Consider the following 26,700-nt stretch of genomic DNA (forward strand, 5'->3'; position numbering starts at 1 on the left):
AGGCGGGCACAGCTCGCAACGCATTCCGCCGTCTTCGTTTTCAGAAGGCGTTCGCGAATTTCCTGTGGCGCGCTGACCAGTAAAGCGCGCAACTGGTTGATGGCTTGCGCTCGCGGCTTCCGCCGCAGCCTCTGGACGGGAAAATGCCTTTCACTCTCTAAGATAAAGAGAAAACTTATCTGGATAACACACGGCCCTCCGCTTTCTGGGATATCGCGAAAAGCCTTGTGGGATGGACTTTCCCGTTCACGGATGTGCTTTATTTTCCGAATTCTGAAGTCGCCCCTCGTAGAAATGCCAGGATAAGGAGGTTTCGCATTCGCGCCGCGCACGTTTCGCATTAGCGGAGAGTTCGATTTTCTATAAAGTGCTTTCGCTTCGTCGCGCATTTTAAGAGGATGTATTAAATTGAGAGTAGTGTGTCACGTTGAGTTCACGGAATTGTCATACAGTCGTTGGCGGTACCACGACGCCATCGCCTGCAGGGGGAGGTTAGCCCTGAATGGCGGTAGGTCCGCTTGGCAGCGCAACACATGCCCGACGTGAGAGGCCGGGTGGGGTGCATGGAGTGCCGCCGTTGGTAACGCCGGAGAGGGCGATCGCGTGTGCATGGCAGTTGGCAACCATTTACGGCGACGGTCAGGCCCGCTCGCCTTGTGCTCGCTTCTCCCATGTTGGTGTCGTGCCGGGTGGTCATACAACAACGTAACCCGAGGGAAATGAATTGATCGAGATGTTTGGCATGCTTGGGAAGGTCATCTCCAGCACCGGTACTGAGCGCTTCACGTCAGATCTACGTAAGTTGCTCATCCGATCCGTGCCGATTTGTTCGGCCAAGGTCACCGCGTGGTCGGTCGACAAAAGCGCAGGACAGGTTGTGGAGGTGCGTCAACTCGGCGCAGTCGCTTCGCGTGAGCAGGGGCATAGTGCCGATTTTCCCGGCGATGAGGAGAAGGGCGACCTCGCGGTTGATCCGCTGTCGCGGAGGATCATTGCGGCATCTGATATTCAGCTGATCCATATCAATCATCTGCGTATCTGTGAGCGGCGTGGCGGTTTCGAAACCACCCCGGCGGGCTGCCATCGCTGGCGGTACGAATGCCATCTCGTGTCACCCAGGGCACACCGCCGCTACGTGATCTCCTTGTACCGTGTCGACCCTTCGTGCGCTTTTTCCCTTCAGGAAATGTCCTTCCTGAAAAGCTGCGGGGAGGTGCTACTGCCGCTTGTAGAGAAGCATGCGGCCCATCCGCGCTTCAGGTCCAGTTTGGGTGTTGCAACGTGTGTGCGCCAACACGAGGAGCGCACGCGCGAGGAGCCATTGCGCTTGCAGTTGCAGCACCGGCTATCAAGCGCAGCCGGGGTTCTGTCAGAACGCGAGATTGAGGTCTGCGTTGGCTTGCTGACAGGCAGCACCTTCCGTGAGATGGCGGAAGTCTTCAGCGTCAAGCCCAGTACGGTGAAAACTTATCTGAGGCGCGCTGCCGACAAACTGGGCTTCAAGGGCCGCCACGGCCTTGTCAAATGGGCTCTCGACCGCTCCTGATATCAGTGCGCGCTTCTCATCGGTCATCCGACCGGCGAGCGTGCGTACGAGCTAAGCGTAGCCGACGGGGCCGCCGCAGTCCTAGGGCGGGCACCACGCCCCGGCGCCGGCGACGCTCACGCGTTTCCTCCGAGGCCTGCGCGCCGCGCGAGGGCCTGGGCGATCTCACGCGCCCGGACCAGGGCGGCCATGTCAGGGTGATCGTCTGCCTCCTCGGTGGCGTCGCCGACGAGCGGCACCGGACCGAGATCGCGACCGTTTCGCACGGCGTCGATCCAGCGAGCGAAGTCCCGTTCGCTGGAGTCCTGCGCGTGAAGCGCGGTCGAAGTCGTCTCGCACGATCAGGCAGGCCCGCACGAACGTCGGGCCGCCGGCCTGCGCGCCGAGCGCGAGGCGGGCCTCCTCGCCTTCGGCGTGGCCGCCCTGATAGGCCGCCAGCAGCGCGGAGAATGCGCTCACATGGCCGCTAGCCGCCGCCAGGTCCTGGCCGGCGAGCGCGGCGAGCCGGCCGGCTTGGCGCGCGTGGGCTCGGGCCGAGATCGGCCCCCTTTCGCGCGCGAGCGGCGGTGCCGCCCAGCCGCCGCGCTCGGCGGTGTGATAAACGTCGGCCGCCAGCGCGTGATTGACCTGCAGGCGATCGTGCACCGCGCGCCGCGCGAAGGCCGGCGCCATGGCTCGCGCCTCGGCCCGGCTCGGCACCGGCGGGCTCGTGCGCCCGAGGTAGTGGACCGTGAAGTCGCCGGCGGCGTCGCGCTCGACCCAGACGGAAAATCCTTCCACCACCGCGAGCGCGCCGTGTGGGCCATTCGGTTGCCAGCGTGGCGCGGGCGCCGGCGCAGCGCCGTCGATCGGCGTCGCGGGATAGAGACGAAAGTCGGACATCGGAACTCCAGAGTCAGTATCGAGGCGGCCAGAAGCGGTAGGGGCGGCGAGGCCTGGCGCGCCGCGACCTGTTCGGTCGGTCCGTGCGTTTCACGCGCCGTGCGCATCAGCTCCAGCACTTAGTCTGTCATCGAGACCGCGATCGCCGAGGCCTGCTCGAAGCTGACGATGCCGCGCGTTTCATGACCGCGGGTGCGATCACCCACCTTCAGTTCCACGGACTGCGACCCGAGCGCCAGGCTGCGGGTCACGGTGTAGTACGGCGCCTCCCCTTCCCTGCCGAGGTAGATCGCGACCTGCGCCTGCGACGCGCCGATCGGCGCATACCACGTGTCGGCATCCGGCGCAGCGGCGGTCCAGGTGACGCTGCCGACCTGACGCGTGGTCCACGCAAACCCGCTGGCCCACGCCAAGGCATCCTCGGCGCTGGCGAACCCGCTCTGTCGAACGAACAGCTCGTGGCAGTGCTGATAGTCGACGCGTGCGCTGTAGGTGGGCGCCTCGTACGCGCTAACGCCGAGACTTTCTGTGATCGTCACCCGCGCCATGGCACCGCTCGCGATGCCACGTAGCTCGGTCCGGGTGCGCGAACGCATCGCGAACCAGCGATGTCCGGCAAAGTCGAGGTGCTCGTGCGGGGTGGCGGCCGCCAGCGCGGCCAGGGTCGTGGGAGGTTCCGTCATGCGGGTGTCCGGTGGCATATCGATGAATCACGGGGGCTCGGCCGCGAAGTCGAGCGCGGGGTTGGGCCGGGCGCACGGACCGGGTGCGTTGCACTCATCCGGCACGCCCGTTGCGTTGCAGCCAGCGTTGTCGCCGCTCGGCCGGCGAATCCGGACGCAGGGTCAGCGTGCCGGGCCAGGCGGCCAGCGCCGCGCGCAAATCCGCCTCGAGATCCGCCGAAGGCCCTCCGCGCGCCAGTTCGACGAGCTCGAAATCGCCCAGGCGCTGGAGGCCGATGCGAGTGAGGCGCCAGGTGTGGTCGTCGTAGACCTCCACCAGGAAAGTGGTCAGCCCGATATCCCAAATGGACACGCGCCAGGTCTGGGTGACGGCGCGCACGGCTTGGGCGCCGGCTGCGCGCGTATTCGATTGTTCCATGGGAGGTGTCAGTGGCGTGCGGCCGGATAGGCGAAATCGGCCTCGGGCGTAAAGGCGTAGCGCGTCGGGTCGTTGTCGAACAGCACGAAGCCCTCGATGCCACGCTCCCGCAGCGCCAGCACGGTGCGCCGGGTGCTGGCCAGCGAGAACGCCTGAACTTCGGCAGGGTCGACGGCCTTGCCGCTCGACACGGTGCCCAGGCCAGTCATCAGGAGGAGCATGGGCTCGTCGGAGTCGATCTGGCGGCCGAAAATTTGGTACTTCATGGCGCAGCTCCTGGCGGCAGGGGTGGTGGTGGATACGAAAACTGTAGTGATCCGCACGTTCGGGGTGGCGCCCGGTCGACGTCCCCCGTTTTCAGTAACACTCGACTTTGGAGTCCGGGGTTCATTTAGCTGCATTCGCCATCAACTGGCGGGCGTAGTTTGCAGGGGTCAGCCCATCCACCACGCCATCACCATCATGCCCCACGCGCACGCGAACAGGGAAACGGTCAGGTTGAGTCACTCACCATTGAACCTACCATCAGCTTTTTCAACTCGATGTCGCTTGCCGTCGATACCATGTTTAGCATGACGTCGAAGTCACGGCGCGGCGAGGTACGAGCGCGTTGTCGGGCAGCGACGGCACGTCCGTCTTGATTAAACGATCTTGCTGGATAAGTCCGCCTTGGAGCGCCTGAATCAAATCCGGTCAGGTTCATATGCTGCCTGGTTCTCGTTTATGAGAGACCCTCGGGTCATTTCTCTCATGGGCGGCCGCGCCCGACTCTGTCGTGGCGAGACTGGCCACACGGGCCGTTGTGGCCAGTCTCTGGGTATCGAAAGCGTCAACGGTCCGCTGCCGGCGATTAGAACAACAAACCAGCCATCGAGACTTCCCGCAATCATATGGCAACCGCAATTGATCAGGTTATCCGGCATCGGGCATAGACGTACAGCCCTATCGGATTTTGACAAAACATCACATTCTCTGGCCCGCCTAGCGTGTCGGAGATCGCTAGCGCAAGCTTCTTCCACTCGTCGGCGCGTGAAGCGCGCGACGGCGACCCGGTGCGCGAGAATCTTGCGACTCGCCCAGCCCACTACCGCCGTCAGATACACGAGACCCCGCGCCATCGGAATGCAGCGGTTCGAATCGAGCAGCCACGTCGAATGGCTCCCATCGACGCGTCTTTCAACCACCAGATCGCCTATTCCTTGATCAGGAAGCGACCCCGATCTTTTGCGTTCTTGATCCACCCCGGCGGCCGCCCCCGGCCGGACCATGTTGCGCCGGTCTTCGGATCGAGATACTTGGGGTGAAATCGAGCGCTTACCGGTCTTCCACGCTGTCGACCGAAGATATCCCGTTCGGTCATCCCATATTCAGCCACCTTCGCACGCACCTCGTCGAGTGCGGCCTGGAATTCCTTCAGGCGCGCCGCTTCCGCTTGTTCAGCGAGGGCGTCTATTTGTGCCTTCAGCTCGTGGTACGTCGCCATCCTTTGCTCTCCTGAATGTCCAACCTACCGGCACCTTACTTATGCATTTCAGTCAGGACACCGTTGGCTCATGCCTCGTCCAAATGAACTAGGACACCAGGCAACCATTTCAAGTTTCATACGACCAGCTGCGCATGATATTTTGCGCTCTCCTAGTGCATGCCACTGCTGGGCAGTCGACATAGATCGTCGTGGCTTCCGCGAGCCTCGCAACAGCTTTTAGGGTAGATCGGACCTATCACGAGCGACTTCTTGCATATTGCCAAGCGCCACGCAAAGATCCCTTAATTTTTCAAGTCCAATTTGGTTCTCGATTGCCTGATACTGACACTCGATACGAGGTTGTACTCTGGCTATCAAGCTTCGGCTGCGCACTGTCAGTTTAATTTTTGCACCTCGCAGATCCAAATCCAACCGTTTCCGCGTGATCAAGCCATCTCGCTCAAGCCGCTCGAGTATGCGCGTCAGGCTGGGCTGCAAAATACAGCATCGCTTCGCGATTTTCACCGCCTCGAGCCCCTGTCCCGCCTCGCTTTCCAGCAACCACAGAATGCGCCACTGCTGCTCAGTGAGCGTGTGCTCATTAAGGATGGACCGAATGGGAGCAAGCAGTGCCTCACGCACCTCTTGAAGACGAATGATCAAGGCGTGAATATCGTTCATGCGGACAATGTTCCATCGCTCGATCTTCTCCGTCAAGCGACAACTCGACGATCTCGCCAACAGCGACAGTGGCTGTTCTATAACGATTATCGCCCCCCAGTCTCACGCCTGCGCCCTGAGCGCGATGCGCGCCAGGGAGGCAGATCGGCTGCTTCAGCCTGCCTGGCGAGCGACAGGGCTTCCGCCTTCAGCTCGTGGTACTCGCCATCCTTCGCTTTCATGACTGCCTGATCCAACGGCGCCTTTCTTCGCCAATCTGTCGCGTCGACCTTAGATTATTTCCAGCCTCAACGTAATCAGACACCGCTTCACTTGGCTCCGCGTGTGGTCAGCCGAGCGTGATACTTCGCGCTCTCCTGGCGCATGCGCTGCTGCTCCGCATTGACGTAGATGGTGGTGGTCTGCAGCGAGCCGTGCCCCAGCACCTGCTGCAGCACCTCGATCGCCATGCCGGCCGCAGCGGACTGCGTCCCGAAGGTATGCCGGAAGGCATGCGGCGAGGTGCCCGCCAGCTGCCGGCGGGCGCTCTCCTCGAGATCCGGCAATTGCTAGAGCAAACGCCCGATGGCCCGCGTCACCACCCGACGTGCTGCGCGCGGCGTATAGCCGGCCACACGCGTCACCTGGCCGGTGTCCGTCACCCCAAATTTGTCCCGACTGGCGGGCGTGGGCGGCACCACGGTCGGCGCCACCAGCGGCAGGCCGTCGGCGTTAGCGCCAGGCGCATCCAGATCCAGGCCGCGGTCCTGCCAGTGCTCGCGCAAGGCCTCCACGGCGTCCTCGGTCAGCGGCACGATGCGCTCCTTGTTGCCCTTACCGACCAGACGCAGCATCCAGGTCGCGGGAATCTCGTCGTCGGCCGGCCACCACTGCAGCCCGCCCCGCTCCGCCGTCACGGCCTCCTTGATGCGCAGGCCAGCATCGCCCATCAGCAGCACCAGGGCCCGGGCCACGCGCCAATCCGGCCCCTGCGGGCCGAATCCTTCGGCGCGATCGGCGAGCTCCGCGCGCACCTGGCTCCAGACATCGATCGGCAGCGCGCGCTGCACCTGCAGCTTGGTCGCCCGCTTCACCGGCTTCGGGTCGGTCACGGCCACCCACGGGTTGCCGGCCAGGTAGCGCACCTTCACGAACCAGTCGAACGCCGCGCGCAGCGTGCGCACCGCGTAGCGCTGGCTGTCGAGCGACAGCGGCGTTAGGGCAAATGGGCGCCAGCGGCCCGAGGCCCGCGAGGCCGGCGGCCCGCGGAATGCATCCGACCGGCTGGCCAGGAATGCCTTATAGGGGTGGCCTCAAGAAACGGATTTTTACGTACGCTAAGCGTTCCGGGAACGAGTTTCAGCCCGAAGACGTCTTCGTGCTGGCCCGAAATTCCCGCGGCGAGTAGCCGACGAGCCGCTTGAATGCATGACTGAACGCACTGTCGGAGTCGTAGCCGAGTGATTGTGCGACTGCTGACACCGTCACATCCGATTTCCTGAGCGCGCGCATCGCGAGCTGCATACGCCAGCGCTGCACGTACTCGAGCGGACCGAAGCCCATCCGTTGCCTGAAACGGGCCGCGAACGTCGAACGGGAGACATGGCAACGGGCCGCGAGATCCTCGACAGTCCAGCGCCGCGCTGGATCTGCATGAATTGCCGTGATTCCCGTCGCGATGCGCGAGTCCGCGAGCGCGGTAAGCCAGCCAGTCTCGCCATGCGTGTTCGTCTCGGCATGAACCCGCAGCATCTGCACGAGCATCATGTGCGCGAGGTGGCGCACCATCAGCGATGCGCCGAGCGACGTCGCGTCGATTTCCTGCGCGAGTCGCTGCAACGCCCAGCGCAGGACTGCCGCTGGTTCGGAGCAGCCGCTCACGATGACAACGGGTGGTAGACTGCCGAACAGTAGTTGCATGTTGTCCTTGAACGTGAAGCGGCCGCCCACGAGAAAGCAGTTCTCCGGCGCGCCGTAACGAGCGATGCCATCCTCCATCTCGTGATAGACATCGATGGCCGCGACCGGCGGCACCGCCAGATCACTCGCCAGTACAAACCGGCGTGGTGCGGCAAGCAGGAAGCAGTCGCCCGCCTCCAGCCGCGTCGGCGGGCCGGCGCCGTCGACCGTGAGCCAGCAACTGCCGTCAACCACCGCGTTGAATTTGATGCCGTCGGGCGGCGGGATGTCGACCGCCCAATCGCCGCCCGCACGGAGGCCGGTGAAATACGAACTGCGGGTTTCCAGCAGTGACAACACGTCAGACAAAGGGTCCATTGGGGAATCCTGGACGATCTCGATGATATTCAGGATTCTATGGCATTCCCGGTCTGAATCTGCTTGACGAAAATAAGACGTGACGACCTGCCTGCCCATTGCAGCACGCGTCATTTATACGAGGAGTGCAGATCATGGAAAAGCAGATTCCCCTTTCCTCTGGCTTCGACGCAACCTCCACGGCACGCGACGTGCTCGCCGGCATCGATCTGACTGGCGCGACCGCGATCGTGACAGGCGGGCACTCAGGCCTCGGGCTCGAAACGACTCGCGCCTTGGCCGCTGCCGGCGCCCGGGTAGTGGTGGGTGCACGGCAGCCTGATGCCGCGCGCAATGCAATGCGGGATATTGCCGGTGTCGAGATCGCCGGGCTTGATCTTGCAGACCTTGAGAGCATAGGCGCGTTCGCCGCGCGCTTTGTCGATGCACGGCGCGCCGTACAAATTGTGATCAACAGCGCAGGTGTGATGGCCTGCCCCGAGACGCGCGTCGGCCCGGGGTGGGAAGCCCAGTTCGCGATCAATCATCTCGGGCACTACGTACTCGTCAACCGATTGTGGCCCGCGCTGGCGCACGGAGACGGTGCGCGCGTGGTCGCCGTGTCGTCGCTCGGCCACCGTCTATCCCCGATCCGCTGGGACGATGTGCAGTTCACGAGTGGCTACGATAAGTGGCTCGCATACGGGCAATCCAAAACCGCAAATGCGCTATTCGCGGCTCACCTCGATATGCTTGGCGCGCCGCATGGGGTACGTGCATTCTCGCTACATCCAGGCAAGATCGCGACGCCGCTGCAGCGCCACCTGACACACGAAGAGATGATGGCGCAAGGCTGGGTGGACGAGAATGGGACACCCATTGACCCGACGTTCAAAACCCCGGAGCAAGGTGCTGCGACCCAGGTATGGACGGCGACATCACGACAACTCGACGGGCTCGGTGGCCTGTACTGCGAAGACTGCAACATCGCACCGATCACAACAGGCAACGAAGAAGCAGGAGTGCGTCCACACGCAACGGATCCAGAGCAGGCGGCACGCCTCTGGCAGCTGTCTGCACAACTGACCGGGGCTGATGCATTCGCATAGCGCAACTGGACAGCCATTAGAGAATGGTCCAATCGGGGAGCTGTGGCACGGGCTGAAATCCAACCCGTTCAACCACGTTGCTCTTTCGTACGGCGAGATGCGAAGGCCTCGGTGATTTGCTGGGAGCGCTTGAGATCGTCGCCGCGTAGATACATCGAGGTTGTCGCAATCGAGGCATGACGCAGGTTATCGCGCACGCTGGTGAGCTCGGCGCCGCGCGCAATGGCATGGCTGGCGTGCGAGTGGCGCATCCAGTGCGGGCTGGCGCGGCGCAATTTCTCGGCAAAGACCGGGTGTTCGCCCTGAATTTCCTCGGCCACGTTCAAGAAGAAGCGGCGCATCACGCGCCATAGCCGCGCCTCGGTGATACCTAGGCCTCCGTCGTCGCCTAAGCTGGCGAGGATGGGCGTGATTGGATTCCAGCGTTCTCGCGTCACGGGCAGACGTCGCTCGAGCAGATATTGGTCGAGTGCCTCGGTGGCCAATGGCGGCAACGCCACTCTGCCGGGCTTGCCACCTTTACCAATGAGGTGGAGCCAGGAGTCACCGCGTTCGTCGAACCGAATGTTGCGCAGTACGGCGTTGACGAACTCGTTTGCGCGCAGGCCCGTTGCATAGCCGAAATCCAGGACAAAGCGCATCCGCTGCGCGGCCGGCTCGGACCAGCCATACGACCATTCGAGGCCATCTGCGAGGGTCCGTAGCAGCAGCCACTCGCCCTCGGTGAAGCCGCGGGCCGTGTCGAGTGCCGGGTGCGTCGCCTTGCCCCGCACCTTGACGCCCGCAAAGGGATTCGCGAGGACGTAGCGCTGCTCGATGAGCCAGTGGAACAATGCCGAGAGGACCGTTAAGGCATAAGCAGTCGAGCGCGCCGAGAGGCCTCCCGTGAAAGGCCGCCACTCGACGGAGTCGCGTGGCCGCGGCGGCCCGATCCAGCGCTCGCGCGGCGCAGGGCGTCGCATGAACGTCCGGTATGCAATCGCGTCTTCAGTCGTCAGCGACGAAAGTGCGCGGCCGCGCTCGACGATCGCCCAGAGGATCAACCGCTCGGCTTCCTTGCGGTAGGCACGTTGTGTTGCGGCCGTCTCGTGCAGCGCGAGCCATGCTTGTATCGCCTCGTAGTCGTTTTTCGCATTGAGCGTGCAGGCTTCGTGCGGCGCCCTGAAAGTACCCTGCGAGCCATCAACCTCGTGCGGTACACGCAATTGCTCCCACGGCACGACGCCAGCAGGCTGCGCGACCGTGATCAACGCGCGAGCACGTTCGGTCAACGCCGGGTGCGCTGCAAAGAAGGTTTCGATGGTTTGCGCACCTATCGCACCAAGCCCTCGAATCCGGAGCCACCATTGGCGCCGGCGCGGAATGCGCACGGTCAGTTCCGCGAGCGTACGAATGCCATAGGCGTGCAGTGCGCTCACCGTGCGCGGCGCGAACCACAGCACGACGTCGTCGGTGATCTGCGGTTGTGGTGCGGGCAGCGATCGCAGCGTCTCGATCGCGCGGTCGACTGCCCCGGCGCGGCGATGCCGCTCGGCCGACGTGTGTTCGAAGACAGCGGCCAGATCGGGCCGATGGCGGCTGTGGGCAAAGGCAATCAGTTGCCGGCGGATGGCCCCGATGAGACCGCGCGAAGATTCTCCGGCTGCTCGACGTTCGGGTAGATAACGAGCCACGGCCGCCCGTGAGGACAGGCCGGCATACCAGCTGCGCAACGCAGCAAGCGAGGCTGCCTCGGGGAAACCCTGATTCGCGGAATGTTGGGGCTGACGCGTTTCCACGGATTGAAGTTACGTCGATCTAAATCAGTAACGCGATAATATCAATTATCTGATCCACTTGGGACGAACGATCATTTATCTGGAAGCTGCAGTATAGTGAAATTCGTCGTACGTGCCCGCCGTATGGCCTTCCCGAGGCGTTTTGCTCGAAACGAGGCGCCTCGGCGGCAACGTGAGGACCAACGGAATGCCTCGACGTGAGTTGCTGACTGCTGCACAGCGCTTCGAACTACTCGCCTTTCCCGATGACGAGAGCGAGCTGATTCGGCTCGCCACGTTGTCGAAAGAAGATTTCGCGTTCCTTCGGCAACACCGTGGCGACCACAATCGACTGGGCCTGGCCGTGCTCATGGTCTATCTCCGCTATCCCGGTCGGGTGCTGGGTCCAAACGAGACGCCATATGCGCCCATCCTCGGCATCGTTGCGGCACAACTGCGGATCACGCCAGCCGTGTGGGACCTGTATGCCCGACGAGACGAAACCCGGCGTGAACATCTGCAGGAGCTTCTTGTCCGCACTGGACTTGTTCAGTTTTCGCGCGGGCACTACCGTGATCTGTCCGCGTTCCTGTTGCCCGTCGCGATGCAGACGACTCGGGGTATGGTGCTCGCGCGCCGCAGTAGACGAACTCCGGCAACAACACGTGCTGTTGCCGCCTATCGCGGCGCTCGAAAATCTCTGTGCGGCTGTCGCGACCCGTGCGCAACGCGACGTGTACCGATTGCTCACTCAGGCATTGACCGATGAGCAACGCACTGCACTCGACGCGCTACTGCTGCCTTACGGCGAGCGGCCGGTGAGCAAGCTCGCCTGGCTAAGGCAATCACCGGGCGAGCCCAATGCAAAGTCGGTGCTGAGACATATCGAGCGCCTGCGGGCCATCTGCGAGATCGGACTACCCTCTGACATTGGCCACAGTATTCATCAAAATCGCCTGTTGCAACTCGCCCGCGAGGGCGGACAAACCGCCGTCTATCAGATTGAGGAGTACGAAACCGATCGCCGTCACGCCACGCTGATTGCGATCCTGCTCGACACATCGGCAAGCTTGACCGACGAGATCCTCAATCTGCATGACCGACTGATCGGCTCCTTCTTCACTCAATCCAGACACAAGTACGAGAAACGTTTCGCCGCTGACGGCAAGGCGGTCAACGAGAAGGTCCGCCTCTATGCCAAGGTCGGCACGGCGCTGATCACGGCAAAGGACGAGAAATCCGATCCATTCGAGGCAATCGAAGCGGTCGTGCCGTGGGACATCTTTATCGCGAGCGTAAAGGAGGCGCAAGATCTCGCCCGTGATACCGAATTCGACCCGATGGCATTGCTTGTCGAGCACTATACGCAGCTTCGGCGGTACTCGCCAACGTTCCTCGACACTTTCGAATTCCACGGAGCGCCGGCACGGCAAGACCTGTTGGACGCCGTCGCCGCGTTACGCGAAATGAATCGCGTCGCGGCACGCAAGGTTCCCGTCGACGCGCCCACCGCGTTCCTGGGACCAAGATGGAAACGATTCGTCATCCAGGATGAAGGCATCGACCGCAAATTTTACGAAATGGCGGTCATGAGCGAGTTGAAGAATGCCCTGCGCTCGGGTGACATCTCGGTGCCCGGGAGCCGTCAGTTCAAGGATTTCGACGAATATATGATGCCGCGAGCTGTGTTCGACCGCCTGCGTCGCGAGGGGCGGCTCGGACTCTCGGCACCCACGTCGGCAAAAGCCTGGCTTGACGAGCGGCTGGGCCAACTTCGCGAAGCGCTCGACGAAACGAACCGGCTGGCCGCCGCCGGCGAACTGCCCGATGTCGAGCTGAACGAAAAGGGTCTCAAAATCACGCCGCTTGATGACGCAACGCCGCCGGCGGGTAAAGCGCTCAAACAGCGCGTGTACGACCTGCTGCCGCGCGTGAAGATCACGGATCTGCTGCTCGAGGTCGATCAATGGACCGGCTTCACGCGACACTTCACGCATCTGAAGAACGATGCCGAACCGACGGACCGAACGCTGCTGCTCACCGCGATTCTCGCCGACGCATTCAACCTGGGGCTCGAGAAGATGGCCGATGCCTGCCCAGGTACGAGTCTCGCGAAGCTCTCGTGGCTGGTGGCTTGGCACATTCGCGACGAGACCTATCAGAAAGGGTTGGTTGAGCTCGTCAACTATCAACACAAGTTGCCTTTCGCTGCCTACTGGGGCGAGGGCACGACCTCCTCGTCGGACGGGCAGCGCTACCAGGCCGGTGGCCACGGGCGCGCGGCGGCTACCGGAACGCGAAGTACGGCAGCGAGCCCGGCGTCCTGTTTTATACGCACATCTCCGATCAATACGCGCCGTTTTACACCAAGGTCATCAACTCGCCTGTCCGCGACGCCACGCACGTGCTCGACGGGTTGCTCTATCATGAGTCGGATCTGCTGATCGAGGAGCACTATACCGACACCGCCGGGTTTACCGATAATGTGTTCGGATTGTTTCCGTTCGAAGGGTTCGTGTTCGCCCCGCGCGTCGCGGATCTTCCCGACAAGAAATTCTATGTGCCGGGCAGAGCGTCCGACTGGCCTGCGCTGGTCTCCTTGATCGGGGGCACGACTAACCGGAAAGTGGTCGAACGAGAGTTCGACGAAGTGCTTCGATTAGCCGCCTCGATCAAGCAAGGGACAGTAACGGCCTCCCTGATCCTACGCAAACTCGGCGCGTATCCTAGGCAAAATGGCCTTGCCGCCGGTCTGCGGGAGATTGGCCGGATCGAGCGTACGCTGTTCACGCTGAAGTGGCTGCGAGATCCGGTGCTGCGGCGTCGTGTGACGGCCGGGCTGAACAAGGGAGAGGCTCGGAATTCGCTCGCGCGGGCCGTCTTCTTTTACCGCCTCGGCGAAATTCGCGACCGTTCGTATGACAACCAGCGATATCGCGCCAGCGGACTGAATCTCGTCGTGGCCGCCATCACGCTGTGGAACACGGTCTACATCGAGCGCGCGATCGCGGCGCTCCGGCAGCACGAAGAGATCGTTGAAAGTCTGATGCCGCACGTGACGCCCCTCGGTTGGGGCCACATCATTTTAACCGGGGACTACGTCTGGCACGCCAACAAACGGGTTGCCCATGGGCGATTTCGGCCGCTGCGGCCCATCAGACCGAGCACTCCCAGGTCTTAACGTACGTAAAAATCCGTTTCTTGAGGGCACCCCTACTTCGCGGACCTCGTCGTAAACCGCTATCACCCTGGATTCGAAAACAACGATGGTGGCTCAGGCGAGGTCTATCTCGAAGTCGATACGTCTCGCGTATGGAACGAGCACCGTGATTACTACACAGAGTCGATTTACTCGGAGCACGACCTGTGAAGATCACCACCTCTCTCGCCAGTGTTCCGGGCCTTTCGTATGGCGACGTGTGCGCCCGCTTGACATCGCCACCGTCCGAGCCACTCTTCGGCAACCTGTCTCTCGACTATGTGCAGCTGGTTCCACAAAGCCGAGAGCGCCTCACGCCCGACGTCATCGAGATGCTTCGATCGACGTTTCCCGATACGCGTTTTCGTATGCACGCGAACGTGCGGATCTGGGACGAGTTCATGCTCGTCGACCTGGCCGATTTCGATCGGCGCGATGCCTGGTTCCGTGACGCAGCGACACTGCATCGGCTGCTCGATGCGGACGCCTTCACCCTGCATCCTGGGCGACGCGCTAGTGCGACGCTTTCTCAACTGTTCGAGCTTGCTCGGCGCTGCGCCGATCTCTTCGGTTCGCCAGTTGGCATCGAGGGCATGTATCCGACGCACGGGGCACCGTACCTGCTTTCGACCTGGCCGGAATACGAAGCGCTCTTTGCATCAGGCGTGCCGTATGCGCTGGATCTGTCCCATCTGAACATCGTCGCTCATCAGTCGGGACGACACGACCTTGACCTGGTGCAGGCCATGTTGTCGTCCGATCGCTGCATCGAGATTCACGTTAGCGACAATGACGGCGACGGCGATCAGCACCGCGTTTGCGTGGATCCGCCTTGGTGGTGGTCATTGCTCGATCACGTCCACCCGGATGCCGTGGTGTTCTCCGAAGGCAACCACCGCTAGATAGGCTTAGCTCACGGGCCCGCGCAACACGCGGGCCCTTCTCTTTCAGATATCTGAGTAACGCGGCAGCAGATCCTGGTCGACCAGGCGAATCTCAATGCGATTGGCCGCGTCGACATGCTCAGCGTTGTCGACCGAAAACACGGTATCGATGACACTCACGATAAGGGTGCCGCTCTGCTTTCCTCCAGCACCCGGAACCGGTATCAAGGCTCGCGCTTCCGGCACCTGCTGCGTGGTTACCACCTTGGGCAGATACAGCATCCAGCCCACGCCGGGCTTGTCGTCGAACACCTGACGGGGAAAGTAGTCTCGGGAGGAAACTGAGACGTAGACCGGGTCATATACCGCGACGATTCCGGCGACGATTTCTGCAACATCCTCATAACCGTTGGCAGTCGCTAATCCGGTGAGCTTCGACGGGAGGCCAATCTCGACTTCGCTCGGCAGCGGTCTCGTATCGATCGCAAGTTTCAGCGTTGCGCTGTCGCCCTCAGCCATCCTTCCATTCCAGAAACCAAATACCTTGGGAAGATTCAATTTCTTGCTGTAACGCTGCGCCAGAACTGCCAGGACCGCTGGTGAAGGCACACCAGGCTCTTCATACATCGGATAGAGACGTGCTTCCTCTTCGGTATCTGCTTTCAGCCACCACTTACCCAAGCGTTCGTCCCGCTTCGACATGACCTCGACCACCGGCCACGCTCTGACCAGATGCGCCGCGAAGTCGCCGGTCTGAGCAAAGTCGGGAGAGCTGCGAAATTGAGCGACGATTTCCATATCTCAGGGTAGCCATTCTGATTCAATTTTAAGACGGACCAGCGGAACTCTCATGTAGCTCCAGGTCCGCTCGGTCTGAAAATACCATTTCAGGCGCGCTGGCGGATTCGCGTTGACGACAGCTGCCTGACCAAACGCCTGTTCCTCCATATCATCGAAGGCGCCGGTGTACGGGACATCTTGTTTGTTCAGAAACTGATCGTACTTCGCTTTCGCTTCGAGCAACAGGCATTCTTCCGGTCGAAAGCCGTCGAAGTCGCGCTCCCAGACCCACTCCATGCTCCACCGTTCTGCAATGCTGTAAGGGAGTCCGGTGACTCGTCCTTGGTATTCGCGAGAGTTGTCGCTCATGCTCCAGTTGCGGCGCTGCATGCCACCGGCTTCCGGAGGGCACTTCTTGCAGCTCTCTCCCGTGCGAGGCACGGCGCGTACGGCGGGTGTGGCCTTGCTCGCATCCTGTTTCGTGTCACCCGAGAGACTAGCCGTTCCCGCTACCGCGGCTCCGCCCAATAAGGCGGTTCCAGCTCGCGCCAAGACCGGTCCGAGCTCCACCACTGCCCCTTCGATCGCCGGTACCAGAAATCCCGCCATGTTCAGATCCTCCTTCGTCGTGCTGGTGTTCGATACGCCATTTCATGACGCGCAGGTAGTCGTGGAATCGCTCGTCGGGCGAGCGACCAGGTCGAGTCACCCATGCACGGAACGCCGGCTTATCGTAGAACTGGGGCGCGTAGGCCTCGGTCCGGAGAAACGCGGCCACATTGTCGTCCGACTGGATGCCATATCGGCGGGCCGCGACATAGGCGTTCCAGAGCCGCGTCGGCAAACTCGTGTCGCTGGCCAGCGCCGGCGTTTCCGCGACCAGGTCCGCGCGAATCCCATCGACATAGCCCCGCGCGTCGATGCGGGCCAGTTCCGCGACCTGTTCGTTCGTCAGTTCAAGCATGGGGGTGAACTCCCGTCAATCGCCCGTCACGCTCGACGAGCCAGTCGAAAACCACAACGAAGAACTGCATGCGCTGTGAGAATTCCATCATCGCGGCGATGTCCGGCATGATCCGCGCATCGTAGAACCGGAGCAGGGCCGTCCGCCCATCCGGAAGTCGCGCGTCGAGGCGCCGCCGGAGCTCGTCGGCGAGCGCGTCGATCCCATAGGCGCTGATCAACCACGAGACGCCGCCCGCGCCGGCGGCCAGCGAGGCAAGGCCCGCGCGCGTCGCGCCATCGGCGAGCTCATAGTCGAATAGCCACGGCCCGGCGTCGGCCAAGGGCGCATCAGGCGTCTGGTCGAAGAGCGCTACCGATGCCTGCGAGCGCTGCGGCACGCCGGCCCGGTCGGCATAGAGCAGGCCGTCGACCAGGGCATAGAGCCGCACGGTGGTCGAGATCTGCTGTTGCCGGGTGTCAAAGAATGCCTGAATCGCCGTGGGAGCCATGCGTCACCCGCGCGTGACCATCGTCGCGGCATTGGCGGCCGCTGCCTTCAGGCACTCCAGGCAAAGTGTCGGCGAGGGTGCCAGTGCCTGAGCAACGGGCGCGGCGATCGCCGCGCCGCTCGACGCCACGCCCGCGCCGATGTCGTCGAGCGACATGGCATGTTGGGACGCGATCAGCGTGGCGCCGCAGGCGGTTTTCATGCCGGCGACCGCCGTATCGCGCCCGTTAATCTGGTGCGGAATCACCCGCCCGGCATCCGGCAGAATCGGGAACACGCCCTTGCACTGTGGGCACATGACCTTGTGCCCAACCCCGGCAATGGGCTTGCCTTCGATGGTCGCGGACGCATCCCCATCGAGCACGCGGCCGCCGTGCGTCGTCGTGTCGCCGACGCAGATCATGGCTCGTTGTGACATCGGCCCTCTCTCTCATTTCGTTTGATTTTCCGAGAATCTACCATGCCGGCGGCACCGGCACGACGCCATCCGGTCGCCGAAGGCTCACCCCGCGGATTTCTGACCAGGCTTTGCAGTTTTCGTCAATTTGATGCGGTATGCTTCGACGGCTCTCGTGGAGACCAGACGACAGATGCTGATTCGGGAACAGGGAAGGCTCATCAAGGTGATGCGGGCAGATTCACCGGATGGCGACGGACGAGACGTGCGGTCGCGGCCGCGTGGACGGACGCGCCACGTGGTCCTTGGCGTCTTTCATGCCGACGGCGAGGTACCCGCTTCGTTGGCCGCCGCGCTGGTGCCCGAGGAACGCCAAATTCTGTCTCGGTGGCTAGATGCCTACCGGCGCAGTCGGCCGGCCGCTTCGATGCCGCCGGCTGCCGGGGGCGACGGACAGGACCTCGATGCGCTCGTTACGCGCGTAGCCGCTGTCGCCGATTCAGTCCGCCCGGCCGAGGCCGAGGCACTGCGATCCCGGCTGCAGCGCGTCAAGCGCACCCTGGCCCGATCGGCCCACGATGGGAGTCGACGAGAGGGGCGACAGCAATCATCACCAGGCGCGCACATCGACCTGGTCGACGCCGCCCTACCGGTCGGCAACACCAGCGCCACGGCATCCTAGTCGGCCGCCGGTACTCGTCGGAAACGGTCCATGGCACGACAACACCGCAACCCGCAGCGACGCTCCCAGCCATCGGCAAGCGCCAGGCTACAGCGCACGCTGTTACTCCCGCTGCCGCAGCGACACGCTGAAGAGTTGTCGCTGCAATATCACACGGCTTTCCAGGCCCTGCGCATGCGACAGGGATGCGCGCACGGGCTTGCCATCCTGCTACAGCTGGTGGTCTTGGCGGGCTTCATCGACGAAGCCCGGCGACATGAGATTCGCGCCGAAGTCCTGGTCGCGGCGGAACGTGGCATCAACGCCGCGCTCGAGCGCGGCAAAGCCAGTGGAGAGTGGATGCTCGACGCCCAGACTGATGAGCTCATGGCCTCGCTGATCGCCTGGCATGACGGTCAGCTTCGCACTACGCCCCTGTCGGTGATACGGCAGGCGCTCGATCGGCTCGAGCGCCTACGCGACGGAAAATCATTCAGCCAGCTGCCGGCGCGGCGGTAGCGCCCGGCGGCTTTGTCAAGTTCAGTGCTGGAGGCTGTTCGAATTGGTAATGCAAAGGAGTCCTTCTGATTATCGAGCGAAGCCTGCGTCGCTCCAGCGGTACCAGTCGGCAATGCGTCCCTTCAGCCGGGTGCGGTGATCCGCAGCCCTCATGCAGTGACGGGGTAGCGCAAAGTGTTGCCGGATCGGACCGAAACGTGAAAGGAAAGCCTGGGTGCGCAACGCATCGCGAAACCCCTGCATCTGGCGCTCACGCCGGCGCGTGGGCTGGTGACTGTTTTCTGCCCGGTTGTTCAGCCAGGCACAGGCCTTCACAAACACGTGCTTCACCCCGTCCAGTTCGGGCACCTCTGCCTTTGCCGCCGGATAGCTGCGCAACTGGTCGGTGACGATCTTCCGGGGTACTGGGTTTGCGCGCAGGATGCGTCTGAAGAAGCGCTTCGCGGCCGCCTTGTCGCGGCGCTTCTGCAGCAGCACGTCCAGTTCGATCCCATGTTCGTCCACCGCGCGCCACAGCACGTACGGCTCGCCGCGCAGCTTCACGAACAGTTCATCGAGATGCCAGGTCGTGCCCGGCCTGCCGCGCACGGCTTTCGTGCAATGGGCAAACTGCGCGCCGAACCGGTCACACCAGTTGCGTACTGATTCGTAGGTCACAGTCACACCGCGCTCAAGCAGCAACTCCTCGATGTCGCGCAGGCTCAGATTGAAGCGGTGGTACCAGCGTACCGCGCAGCTGATGATCGAGGCCGGGAAGCGGTAGCCGTGAAACGGGTTGCGGGTCTTTGGCATTTCCCCATTCTATCCGCTGGGCGCTTCAAGTTGACATTGCCGCTCGCAGGCCTCGTCTATCTGCTGTCAGAGTTCGAACGCGCGCCGATCCTTACCCGCGATCCATGCCGGTTCCCGACCTTTCCCGCTCCAGGTCTTGCCCGATTCCGGATCCCAGTATTTCGGCGTGCGAGAGCCGTCAAAGGTCTCCGCACACTATTCTCAAGCATGCAAAATAATCCGACGCTGATTTGCAAAACGGATATTCTGCACGGTGACTGGCCCCCCAGTAGCGCGATTACCGCGACGGATGAGCGTGCGATTTCGGCCTTCGGTTAGATGTTCGATTTTTTGAACTGTCCACCTGAACCGCTAGTCTGAGCTTCTCCCGTGATCTATCAGGAAATCATGATGAGAGACTCCATGAACCAGCTTGCCGATGCTAATAGAGAGCCCACCGAGCAAACAAGGCAGCAGTTTGCGTACGAAGCGTTGATCGAGCATTTTGATGGGCGATCTCCCGAAGAGCTTGTTTCCTCGCAACGACAGTTCCCCCATCACATCCGTCCGGAACTCCAGGAAACGCTTGCGCGTCTGTTGTCCCCATTTGCTCCGCGTCTTCTGGGGCTCAATCAGGCTCACGAGCGACTCCCGCTCACGGTTTCTTCGTTGTTCGTCCGTAGCCGAGGAGGAATGTCTGAAGCCGTATCGCTTGCGCCCGTAAAATATCGGGATGTTGACGTTGGTTACGACAAGCCAGTCGCTGTCCTTGACAATGGCCTGTGGCTGATACGCGATGGTGATCTGAAAGCTGCGGTGGTGTTCGAGCAACATGTCGAGGACCGAAATACCTCGATCAGCAGCATAGAAATTGTCAGCCTTCCCAATGCTCGCGGATTGACCTTCAGGGACGAGGTATATGAAGCCCTGGAACAGGCAGTCCGCGAATCGCACCTGTACCGGGGCAAAGTCATCTCTATCGAAGCAGGCGAAGATTATTCCGGAAAGGCCCAAGCGATTGTCGTGCATCGACTACCTGCCGTACCACGTCATGCTGTCATTCTGTCACCGCAAACCATGCAGTCGATTGAACGGAATATCTTTGAATTTGCGTTGGCCCGGGAAGGACTGAAGGCACTGCGCCAGTCATTGCAGAAAGGCATTCTTCTCTACGGGCCGCCTGGAACGGGAAAGACTCATACCATCAAATATCTTGCAAGCAACCTGCCAGGACATACTACCCTCCTGATTAGCGCTGATCAGGTCGCTCTGCTCGCTAATTACATGCAGTTGGCCCGTTTGCTCCAGCCCAGTATGGTCGTTATCGAGGACGTTGATCTCATCGGAAGGCAACGTAACGAAATGCGAGGACCGGCCGAAGAAAGTCTGCTCAACCGGCTACTGAACGAAATGGACGGCCTGCATCAGGACGCGGAGATTCTGTTCGTCCTCACGACCAATCGGCCGGAAGAAATCGAAGAGGCGCTGTCGGCCCGGCCGGGACGTGTCGATCAGGCGATCGAAGTCCCTGCGCCTGATGCGGATTGCAGAACGCGTCTTCTTCAACTGTACGGCGCGCAGATGAGCATCTCGTCAGATGTGATCTCGACTGTGGTGGAGCAGACTGAAGGTGTGAGCGCAGCCTTCATCAAGGAACTGGTTCGCCGTCTGGCTCAGCAAAGCATTGCCCGAAAGGCGCAGGGCAAAATCAATATGCAGGATGCCGAAAATGTACTGCGGGACATGCTTACACAAGGGGGGAAACTGACTCACTTGCTCCTGGGTGCCGCACCCGAACGGAAGAATACGCAGACGCGAACGGTAAGTAATCAATGCTTCTGATCACAGCAACATATACTACGTAGTGAAGCAGATGTCGCGTCTATTGTATCGGCGCGGCATTCTCAAGGAATGTAGGTTTTGGAGTTGCCCGATATAATCAGTTTACTTTGGAATAATGTGGGCCGACTCTCATGTAATATAGACTGTTGGCGGCCGACATTCTTACCGAGTGTAGCCTCGTGACGGTTGATGTAATCGGATCATGCATCAGATGTTATCGGGCTGTTAGACCTGACACGCTTGAGTTTTTTGGCGGATCACTGATCTGATGAATTAACGGGCTGGTACCATATCCGACAAGTGCGTATCTTAAAATTTCAGATACGCTGACAGACTCGACGGGAACAATCCATGACCGCAGCACATCCGGATTACGCTTCTGCAATGCGTATCGCTGTACTGGAAGACAATACTGCGCAGGCGAAGGCACTCGCAACATGGATTGAAAACGCCGGCTATCACGCTGTAGTAAAGGATGACGGCGACCTGTTCCTCGAACTCGTCGAGCACGAGAAGTTCGATATGCTGCTACTCGACTGGGACGTGCCTGGCACGTCGGGTATCGACGTGCTGAAGCGTGTGCGCGCCCGGCTGCAATATGCATTGCCGATAGTGATGATCACACAGTACGACGATGCACGCGATATCGTGCATGGCCTTGATCAGGGCGCCGACGACTACATCGTCAAGCCACTGGAAGAAAGGGTCCTGCTCGCCCGAATCGCTGCCCAGTTGCGCAAGTACTACCCTAAATTGCAGGCGTCGGAACGTCTCGTATGTGGCGATTATGTCTTGGATCCAGCGTCCTTACGCGTCACATGGAGAGGCGACGAGCAGCCGAAGCTCCAACAGCGTGAATTCGATCTGGCCTATTGTCTGTTCAAAAACGTCGGCAGCATCGTGAAGAAAGAAGTGTTGCGCCGCTTCACCGAAGCCGAACAGGATGAAACGGTGTCGTCGCTGAAGGACGAGAGTGATGCATTGAAGGCCGAACTCGACGCACTTGACGGTGACGAAGACCAGCGGCGGGCGCGGAGCGCTTACCTGATGGCGCGTATCAATGAACTGGATGCGCGACTGGCCGAACGGAAGCGGGATCTCGGCCGTAAGCAGGACGTGCTGCTTGCCACCTACATCAGCCGACTGCGCAGCAAGTTACAGCTGCGTGCTCAGAAGAGCGGCATGGTTATAACGACGGTTTACAGTTATGGCTATCGGCTCGAACGAGCCTCGGATAGCGCGAGATAATCGTGAATGAATGACCTATCCAGATTCGCACATCGGATTTTTAAGAGCCTGACGCGGCTCGGCCCGATACGAGGTCTAACGATCGTTGCGATGGTCGCAGTAGCATGCTTGAATGGGTATCCGGGCATCAGCGTCGTTTCCGGGGCACTCGACCGGATCCTGTTTGATGCAATGGGAGAGCTCTACGAGCGCGGGCATTCCAGCAAGATTGTCGTCGTCAATATCGATGGGCCAACGGTAGGCGCGCTTGGAATGCACAGCCAGCTCGATCAACCGGAGCGGTTTCTCGCTCGCCTGAAAGACGCACGAGCAGTCGTGCTAGATCTTCCGTTTGCGCCTTGCTCCAACGACGCGGCTCTCTTGCGTGGCATGCGCGAGAACGGACGAGTCGTGCTGACGTTTCCGGACTGCAACAAGCGGGGCGACGCCATCGCAATGCTCTCTCCAGACTCGACGCTTCGCGCCGTCGCGGCAGGCACTGGCCAGCGTGACATAACGATCGGGCATTTCGGCGTCGTCGACGGATTCGTACCCTATGTTCGGGTGGGCGACCGCATCTATCCACACGTGGCGCTGGAAGCGCTCCGCGTTGCAGGCTTGACGCCCCCTGTCGATCCGAAACGATATCTGCAACCGCACGCAGTCGCAGTCGGACAGGTACGTGCCGACACGGTGCTGACGAGCCTGCACAACCCGGAAGATCTTCCACAATACTCGTATATCGACGTGCTGAATGGACGGATACCCGATATGGCGTTTGCTGGAAAGATAGTCTTCGTCGGCCATTCGATGTGGCTGGGGGAAGGGAGCTTTCAAGTGTCATCGCTGAATACCGATGACGTATCCCGTGCGCAGCTCGATGCGTTGATTACCGAGGCTGTCGAGAACGGCCATCTGGTCCGCAGGATGCCCAGCTCGACAACTATTCCGGTCTACATTCTGATTACGCTCGGTCTCGTGCTGATCTGCATGCTTGTACCTGGGCGCAGAATGCACTTCGCAGCAATCGGGTGGAGCACGCTGGTGTTCGTCGTACCGCTGCTGCTGCTGGCTTTTCATATCTGGTTGCCGGTTGGATTCTTGCCAATCATGTGCCCGTTGATTTACGGTTTTTTTGCGTGGGAGCGACACGGAAGGATGGTGGCGTTGCTGCGCCGCGAACTCGCAGAGTTACGGGTAATTTCAGCATCGATAGGCTCGGTGCAGAACGCTCGAGCGCATCAAACACCGGTACTTTGGGAGGGTGGGGAATTGCATAACGTGAAGGCGGCGATGCGACAGATCCGGGCGTGGCAGAGGCTCTATGTCGACGTGATCAATCAGTTGCCGTATCCGGTGTTCCTGACTATGAGCGGCAAAGTAACAGTGTGGAACGCGAAGGCGGCCGACGTGCTGAGTACGCCAAATACGAAGGAGGCAGCGATGGGAGGCGCCGTCATGCAGATCGAGGCGCTAGTCGCGGAGAGTATTCGGTTCCATCGCAATTTCATTCGGGAAGTGAACTGGAATGGCCGTGAACACACGCTCATTTGCGAGCCGTTGTCGGCGGGGGCGGGAGAGTCTGCTACGGAAGTGGCTGCCGACAACGAAGCAGCCGTGTCACACCTCGTCTGTCTGATCGACGTCGCTGACCTGAAGAGCGTCGTGTCGCACGACAAGTTGATGCTGCGTCATATCGCCCATGACATGCGTAGTCCGCTGTCGTCAATTCTGGCGCTTATCGAGCGGCGCGGTCTAGAAGTGCCCGCTTCTAGTATCAGCGCTGGCGTCGACGAAACCTTCCTCAGCGACCTACGCCAGCAGGCCGACTATTCGCTGCGCGTCGCTAACGGGTTCGTGCAGTTGTCGCGTGCGGAACAACTCGTTCGGGAGTGTTTCGTGCCGATTCTGTTAGACGACGTCGCAGGGCAAGCGATCGACCGTATCTGTGTCCAAGCGCAACAGAAATCCATCGCGCTTGTCGGTCCGGGTGTTGTTGGCAACAACGCACTGGTGCTCGGAGATCCGGGTATGCTGGAACGCGCGCTCGTCAACGTGCTCGACAATGCGGTCAAATACTCGCCGGCCCATACGACGATAGAGGTATGGGTAACTGCTGAGCGCGGCGATTGTTTCGCACTTCATGTCAAGGACCAGGGCATCGGTATGTCGGAGGACAGCGTGCGCAAGCTGTTTGAGCCGTTCTTCCAAGCGCAGCGCCGACGCGATACCGACGCCGGGGTTGGACTAGGGATGCCGTTCGTGAAAACAGTGATCGAACGGCACGGTGGCGAAGTTACTGTATCGAGCGGGCTCGGGATCGGCACTGAATTCGTGATCCGGATGCCAGCCATGCGGGCGGGATGACGAGTCGCCGCCTCTTGCCGCCCATCGGTGACGTTGATCGGGATGTCGTTTATCTCGCCACATAACGTGCGCTCGGTCAGCGTCTCTTTGAGCGCCACTGTGGCGACGTTGATGGCATCGACTGTCATCAGGCTGTTGCCTGGACTGCTCCAGCAACTTGGCAGGACCCGCCGGCAGCTCCGCCGGTTTGGTTTTCGGTTGACGACACAGACGTCCTCATTGGGACAATGAATATACTCCGATCATGAAATTAAGCAGACCTTAATTCAATGGATCAAAATTAGCACATGATCAGTGAATTCACACGTTGTTGTCGCCTACGTGAATCAGATTGACCGTCGTCAACCTGCCCTAAAAATTTCCCGACTTGTCGCAACTAGACAACGTCGCAGGCCAGCCAAAATTATTTCAATCAACCATCACCCATTGAATTTCGCAACAGCATATTTCTCACCGAATCCACAAGCTCGACATCTGTTTTCACCCCGAGCTTCTTCATCGCGCTCGATTTTTGCGTGCTGATGGTTTTTCTGCTCCGGTTGAGTTTCACTGCAATTTTCCCAACCGCCATCCCTTTCTCGAAGAGTCTCACCACATCCAACTCGCGCGGAGACAACGTTCCAGCTCGCCCTCTCCTGTCGGAACCACCATCAATCGAATCACAAAGAATTTCGCCCGCTATGCCGGTATCCAGATATTTTTTTCCACGAATAACGCGCTCCACTATCTTCGGCAAGTAGAGGGAATCGTCGCTGGACTTAGTGATGAGCGCCGACACCCCCTTCTGCATCGCTAGACGAACAAACAATCGATCCTTGATCTCCGTCAGGAGTACAATCTTGACATGCGGATAGTTCCTTCTAATTCTTTCAACCATCCTTATTCCGTCGGGAATCGTATCATCGCCAAACGAATAGCCACATACCAGAACGTCGACCCTATAATTAGCCAAAAGCGAAGCTACGCCCGACAACGAGTTTGTGTCGGCAATGACATGCATATGTTCCACGCTCTCGAAGACGTGACGTATGCCTTGGACAATCATCGGATAGGGATCCGCAATTACGATATTAATTTTCTTCATCGAAAAATTGACAAACTCGCCGCTTGCAGGATGTGCGCCACACACCTCCCCAACAAAATTTTCACGATCAACCAATTTCATCGGGAGCACTCCAAATAATATTATCCAGACAATATCTCACCCTCTCGTAATTAAACGATAGGCTTAGCCAGCCCTAACCGCCGCATCACCCGAGCCCCCTTTTACTGGAATTGAACCACCACAATCCGCGCCACACACACTAGCACTTGACGCAGGCCCGTCCACCCAGAAAATTCTCATTCTTAGGTGGATTGTTGCCCAATAAAAGCACCTTAATTTAATTACTTGCGCGCCATGGATTTGGCGCAGATCGGTTGGGATCGGTTTTTTCCGCGATGAAGGCAAACCATTAGGCCAGATCGTTTGATCGTCGTAGGGCGGCCACACTCCGGCATCGGGATCGCTCTTTACGTTTTCGCACTAAAACCCGCACAATGTCCTGCCTAACGACATTCTGGGGAAGATCGACGGATGCGACACACTTCTTCAACTATTTCTGAATTGCGCGACTACGCACGGACAACCACCACGGCCCGAACACGTTCAGCGCGAAATCAAGCGTGTTTGGTGGGTCAAGACGAAATCCAGTTCACCGGGCACTGGCCGTGCCCCTGCCTGATGTGCGGGCTCATGCGTCGCATCGAACCAGTATGCGAAGCCGGTCTCGGTCATACCAACCGCTTCGGCCGGGCGCAGTGTCGAAGCACGCCTCAAGCCGG

The 26,700-nt window shown here is 60.5% G+C and carries 22 protein-coding genes and 5 pseudogenes; 9 read left to right on the forward strand and 18 right to left on the reverse strand.

The genetic code is table 11. From position 1 onward, the window contains the following. The first annotated feature begins 733 nt into the window (after nucleotides 1-733). Nucleotides 734-1,546: a helix-turn-helix transcriptional regulator gene (locus FB600_RS35120; RefSeq protein ID WP_261383545.1), complete on the forward strand. Its 813-nt coding sequence runs from the start codon at nucleotides 734-736 to the stop codon at nucleotides 1,544-1,546. Between the two features lie 192 nt (nucleotides 1,547-1,738). Here the strand turns inward: FB600_RS35120 and FB600_RS35125 are convergent, their stop codons facing one another. The 9 genes and pseudogenes from FB600_RS35125 to FB600_RS35160 all read right to left on the reverse strand — a co-directional run bounded on the left by FB600_RS35125 (nucleotide 1,739) and on the right by FB600_RS35160 (nucleotide 8,030). Next, nucleotides 1,739-2,428, reverse strand: a complete 690-nt coding sequence (locus tag FB600_RS35125) for a hypothetical protein (RefSeq protein WP_145758184.1) — start codon at nucleotides 2,426-2,428, stop codon at nucleotides 1,739-1,741. A 119-nt stretch (nucleotides 2,429-2,547) separates the two neighbouring features. After that, on the reverse strand, nucleotides 2,548-3,111 hold the full coding sequence (locus tag FB600_RS35130) for a hypothetical protein (protein WP_145758183.1): 564 nt from the start codon (nucleotides 3,109-3,111) through the stop codon (nucleotides 2,548-2,550). 94 nt (nucleotides 3,112-3,205) lie between these two features. Beyond that, complete coding sequence (locus tag FB600_RS35135; protein ID WP_145758182.1) at nucleotides 3,206-3,490, reverse strand: hypothetical protein; 285 nt, start codon at nucleotides 3,488-3,490, stop codon at nucleotides 3,206-3,208. Nucleotides 3,491-3,537: 47 nt separating this feature from the next. Further along, nucleotides 3,538-3,795, reverse strand: a complete 258-nt coding sequence (locus FB600_RS35140) for a hypothetical protein (protein ID WP_145758181.1) — start codon at nucleotides 3,793-3,795, stop codon at nucleotides 3,538-3,540. A gap of 257 nt (nucleotides 3,796-4,052) precedes the next feature. Continuing rightward, nucleotides 4,053-4,232: pseudogene (locus FB600_RS38255) on the reverse strand (hypothetical protein); the annotation flags it as partial. A 489-nt stretch (nucleotides 4,233-4,721) separates the two neighbouring features. After that, complete coding sequence (locus FB600_RS35145) at nucleotides 4,722-5,012, reverse strand: H-NS histone family protein (RefSeq protein WP_145758180.1); 291 nt, start codon at nucleotides 5,010-5,012, stop codon at nucleotides 4,722-4,724. A 219-nt stretch (nucleotides 5,013-5,231) separates the two neighbouring features. Further along, the gene (locus FB600_RS35150; protein ID WP_145758179.1) at nucleotides 5,232-5,711 is read right to left on the reverse strand and encodes a MarR family transcriptional regulator; all 480 of its coding nucleotides are present in this window, start codon (nucleotides 5,709-5,711) and stop codon (nucleotides 5,232-5,234) included. Nucleotides 5,712-5,983: 272 nt separating this feature from the next. Then, nucleotides 5,984-6,958 (reverse strand): annotated as a pseudogene (locus FB600_RS38260) (tyrosine-type recombinase/integrase); the annotation flags it as partial. Nucleotides 6,959-7,013: 55 nt separating this feature from the next. After that, nucleotides 7,014-8,030 (reverse strand): AraC family transcriptional regulator, encoded by a 1,017-nt coding sequence (locus FB600_RS35160; RefSeq protein WP_244102835.1) that lies wholly within the window; start codon nucleotides 8,028-8,030, stop codon nucleotides 7,014-7,016. Nucleotides 8,031-8,065: 35 nt separating this feature from the next. On the opposite strand from FB600_RS35160, the gene FB600_RS35165 reads away from it, so the two are divergent. After that, nucleotides 8,066-9,019 (forward strand): SDR family NAD(P)-dependent oxidoreductase, encoded by a 954-nt coding sequence (locus FB600_RS35165; RefSeq protein WP_409995270.1) that lies wholly within the window; start codon nucleotides 8,066-8,068, stop codon nucleotides 9,017-9,019. A 68-nt stretch (nucleotides 9,020-9,087) separates the two neighbouring features. Here the strand turns inward: FB600_RS35165 and FB600_RS35170 are convergent, their stop codons facing one another. After that, entirely contained in the window at nucleotides 9,088-10,797 is a 1,710-nt protein-coding gene (locus tag FB600_RS35170; RefSeq protein ID WP_145758178.1) for a phage integrase family protein, read from the reverse strand. A 187-nt stretch (nucleotides 10,798-10,984) separates the two neighbouring features. Here FB600_RS35170 and FB600_RS35175 point away from each other — a divergent pair. The 3 genes and pseudogenes from FB600_RS35175 to FB600_RS35180 all read left to right on the forward strand — a co-directional run bounded on the left by FB600_RS35175 (nucleotide 10,985) and on the right by FB600_RS35180 (nucleotide 14,877). After that, a pseudogene (locus FB600_RS35175) lies at nucleotides 10,985-13,957 on the forward strand (Tn3 family transposase). A 60-nt stretch (nucleotides 13,958-14,017) separates the two neighbouring features. Then, nucleotides 14,018-14,146 (forward strand): annotated as a pseudogene (locus tag FB600_RS38265) (hypothetical protein); the annotation flags it as partial. After that, nucleotides 14,143-14,877 (forward strand): hypothetical protein, encoded by a 735-nt coding sequence (locus tag FB600_RS35180; protein ID WP_145758177.1) that lies wholly within the window; start codon nucleotides 14,143-14,145, stop codon nucleotides 14,875-14,877. The pseudogene FB600_RS38265 and the gene FB600_RS35180, both read left to right, overlap by 4 nt. Before the next feature lie 45 nt (nucleotides 14,878-14,922). On the opposite strand, the gene FB600_RS35185 is transcribed toward FB600_RS35180, so the two are convergent. The 5 genes from FB600_RS35185 to FB600_RS35205 form a co-directional block, all read right to left on the reverse strand. Next, complete coding sequence (locus FB600_RS35185) at nucleotides 14,923-15,657, reverse strand: immunity 52 family protein (protein ID WP_096753118.1); 735 nt, start codon at nucleotides 15,655-15,657, stop codon at nucleotides 14,923-14,925. Nucleotides 15,658-15,660: 3 nt separating this feature from the next. Beyond that, a complete protein-coding gene (locus FB600_RS38100) occupies nucleotides 15,661-16,029 on the reverse strand; it encodes a restriction endonuclease fold toxin 5 domain-containing protein (protein WP_310638593.1) in 369 nt (122 codons plus the stop codon). Nucleotides 16,030-16,135: 106 nt separating this feature from the next. Continuing rightward, nucleotides 16,136-16,603 carry a hypothetical protein gene (locus FB600_RS35195; protein WP_145758176.1) on the reverse strand — a complete coding sequence of 156 codons (468 nt, stop codon included), beginning with the start codon at nucleotides 16,601-16,603 and terminating at the stop codon, nucleotides 16,136-16,138. After that, entirely contained in the window at nucleotides 16,596-17,093 is a 498-nt protein-coding gene (locus tag FB600_RS35200; RefSeq protein ID WP_145758175.1) for a DUF4123 domain-containing protein, read from the reverse strand. The genes FB600_RS35195 and FB600_RS35200 overlap by 8 nt, the downstream gene beginning before the upstream one ends. 3 nt (nucleotides 17,094-17,096) lie before the next feature. After that, nucleotides 17,097-17,510, reverse strand: a complete 414-nt coding sequence (locus FB600_RS35205) for a PAAR domain-containing protein (protein ID WP_145758174.1) — start codon at nucleotides 17,508-17,510, stop codon at nucleotides 17,097-17,099. Between the two features lie 691 nt (nucleotides 17,511-18,201). Here FB600_RS35205 and FB600_RS35215 point away from each other — a divergent pair. Then, nucleotides 18,202-18,669, forward strand: a complete 468-nt coding sequence (locus tag FB600_RS35215) for a hypothetical protein (protein ID WP_145758172.1) — start codon at nucleotides 18,202-18,204, stop codon at nucleotides 18,667-18,669. 69 nt (nucleotides 18,670-18,738) lie between these two features. Here the strand turns inward: FB600_RS35215 and FB600_RS35220 are convergent, their stop codons facing one another. Together FB600_RS35220 and FB600_RS35225 are read right to left on the reverse strand one after the other, a co-directional pair. Next, nucleotides 18,739-19,461 carry an IS6 family transposase gene (locus FB600_RS35220; protein ID WP_145758171.1) on the reverse strand — a complete coding sequence of 241 codons (723 nt, stop codon included), beginning with the start codon at nucleotides 19,459-19,461 and terminating at the stop codon, nucleotides 18,739-18,741. Nucleotides 19,462-19,527: 66 nt separating this feature from the next. Beyond that, nucleotides 19,528-19,614 (reverse strand): annotated as a pseudogene (locus tag FB600_RS35225) (H-NS family nucleoid-associated regulatory protein); the annotation flags it as partial. A gap of 249 nt (nucleotides 19,615-19,863) precedes the next feature. On the opposite strand from FB600_RS35225, the gene FB600_RS35230 reads away from it, so the two are divergent. From FB600_RS35230 to FB600_RS35240, 3 genes are all read left to right on the forward strand, one after another. Next, nucleotides 19,864-21,282: an AAA family ATPase gene (locus FB600_RS35230; RefSeq protein ID WP_244102828.1), complete on the forward strand. Its 1,419-nt coding sequence runs from the start codon at nucleotides 19,864-19,866 to the stop codon at nucleotides 21,280-21,282. A 351-nt stretch (nucleotides 21,283-21,633) separates the two neighbouring features. Next, nucleotides 21,634-22,530 (forward strand): response regulator transcription factor, encoded by an 897-nt coding sequence (locus tag FB600_RS35235; protein ID WP_145758169.1) that lies wholly within the window; start codon nucleotides 21,634-21,636, stop codon nucleotides 22,528-22,530. A gap of 6 nt (nucleotides 22,531-22,536) precedes the next feature. After that, complete coding sequence (locus FB600_RS35240; RefSeq protein ID WP_145758168.1) at nucleotides 22,537-24,876, forward strand: ATP-binding protein; 2,340 nt, start codon at nucleotides 22,537-22,539, stop codon at nucleotides 24,874-24,876. Between the two features lie 412 nt (nucleotides 24,877-25,288). On the opposite strand, the gene FB600_RS35245 is transcribed toward FB600_RS35240, so the two are convergent. After that, the gene (locus FB600_RS35245) at nucleotides 25,289-26,041 is read right to left on the reverse strand and encodes a response regulator transcription factor (RefSeq protein ID WP_145758167.1); all 753 of its coding nucleotides are present in this window, start codon (nucleotides 26,039-26,041) and stop codon (nucleotides 25,289-25,291) included. Nucleotides 26,042-26,700: the final 659 nt, after the last annotated feature.

The organism is Burkholderia sp. SJZ089, assembly GCF_007828315.1.
In the GTDB taxonomy this organism is placed as follows: Bacteria; Pseudomonadota; Gammaproteobacteria; order Burkholderiales; family Burkholderiaceae; genus Burkholderia; species Burkholderia gladioli.

What these genes read in the sequence shown, in the direction of transcription:
- FB600_RS35120 (WP_261383545.1), top strand. Translation starts at nt 734, where the DNA reads ATGTTTGGCATGCTTGGGAAGGTCATCTCCAGCACCGGTACTGAGCGC.
- FB600_RS35125 (WP_145758184.1), bottom strand. Translation starts at nt 2,428, where the DNA reads ATGTCCGACTTTCGTCTCTATCCCGCGACGCCGATCGACGGCGCTGCG.
- FB600_RS35130 (WP_145758183.1), bottom strand. Translation starts at nt 3,111, where the DNA reads ATGACGGAACCTCCCACGACCCTGGCCGCGCTGGCGGCCGCCACCCCG.
- FB600_RS35140 (WP_145758181.1), bottom strand. Translation starts at nt 3,795, where the DNA reads ATGAAGTACCAAATTTTCGGCCGCCAGATCGACTCCGACGAGCCCATG.
- FB600_RS35145 (WP_145758180.1), bottom strand. Translation starts at nt 5,012, where the DNA reads ATGGCGACGTACCACGAGCTGAAGGCACAAATAGACGCCCTCGCTGAA.
- FB600_RS35160 (WP_244102835.1), bottom strand. Translation starts at nt 8,030, where the DNA reads ATGGGCAGGCAGGTCGTCACGTCTTATTTTCGTCAAGCAGATTCAGAC.
- FB600_RS35165 (WP_409995270.1), top strand. Translation starts at nt 8,066, where the DNA reads ATGGAAAAGCAGATTCCCCTTTCCTCTGGCTTCGACGCAACCTCCACG.
- FB600_RS35185 (WP_096753118.1), bottom strand. Translation starts at nt 15,657, where the DNA reads ATGGAAATCGTCGCTCAATTTCGCAGCTCTCCCGACTTTGCTCAGACC.
- FB600_RS38100 (WP_310638593.1), bottom strand. Translation starts at nt 16,029, where the DNA reads ATGCAGCGCCGCAACTGGAGCATGAGCGACAACTCTCGCGAATACCAA.
- FB600_RS35195 (WP_145758176.1), bottom strand. Translation starts at nt 16,603, where the DNA reads ATGCTTGAACTGACGAACGAACAGGTCGCGGAACTGGCCCGCATCGAC.
- FB600_RS35200 (WP_145758175.1), bottom strand. Translation starts at nt 17,093, where the DNA reads ATGGCTCCCACGGCGATTCAGGCATTCTTTGACACCCGGCAACAGCAG.
- FB600_RS35205 (WP_145758174.1), bottom strand. Translation starts at nt 17,510, where the DNA reads ATGTCACAACGAGCCATGATCTGCGTCGGCGACACGACGACGCACGGC.
- FB600_RS35215 (WP_145758172.1), top strand. Translation starts at nt 18,202, where the DNA reads ATGGCACGACAACACCGCAACCCGCAGCGACGCTCCCAGCCATCGGCA.
- FB600_RS35220 (WP_145758171.1), bottom strand. Translation starts at nt 19,461, where the DNA reads ATGCCAAAGACCCGCAACCCGTTTCACGGCTACCGCTTCCCGGCCTCG.
- FB600_RS35230 (WP_244102828.1), top strand. Translation starts at nt 19,864, where the DNA reads ATGAACCAGCTTGCCGATGCTAATAGAGAGCCCACCGAGCAAACAAGG.
- FB600_RS35235 (WP_145758169.1), top strand. Translation starts at nt 21,634, where the DNA reads ATGACCGCAGCACATCCGGATTACGCTTCTGCAATGCGTATCGCTGTA.
- FB600_RS35240 (WP_145758168.1), top strand. Translation starts at nt 22,537, where the DNA reads ATGAATGACCTATCCAGATTCGCACATCGGATTTTTAAGAGCCTGACG.
- FB600_RS35245 (WP_145758167.1), bottom strand. Translation starts at nt 26,041, where the DNA reads ATGAAATTGGTTGATCGTGAAAATTTTGTTGGGGAGGTGTGTGGCGCA.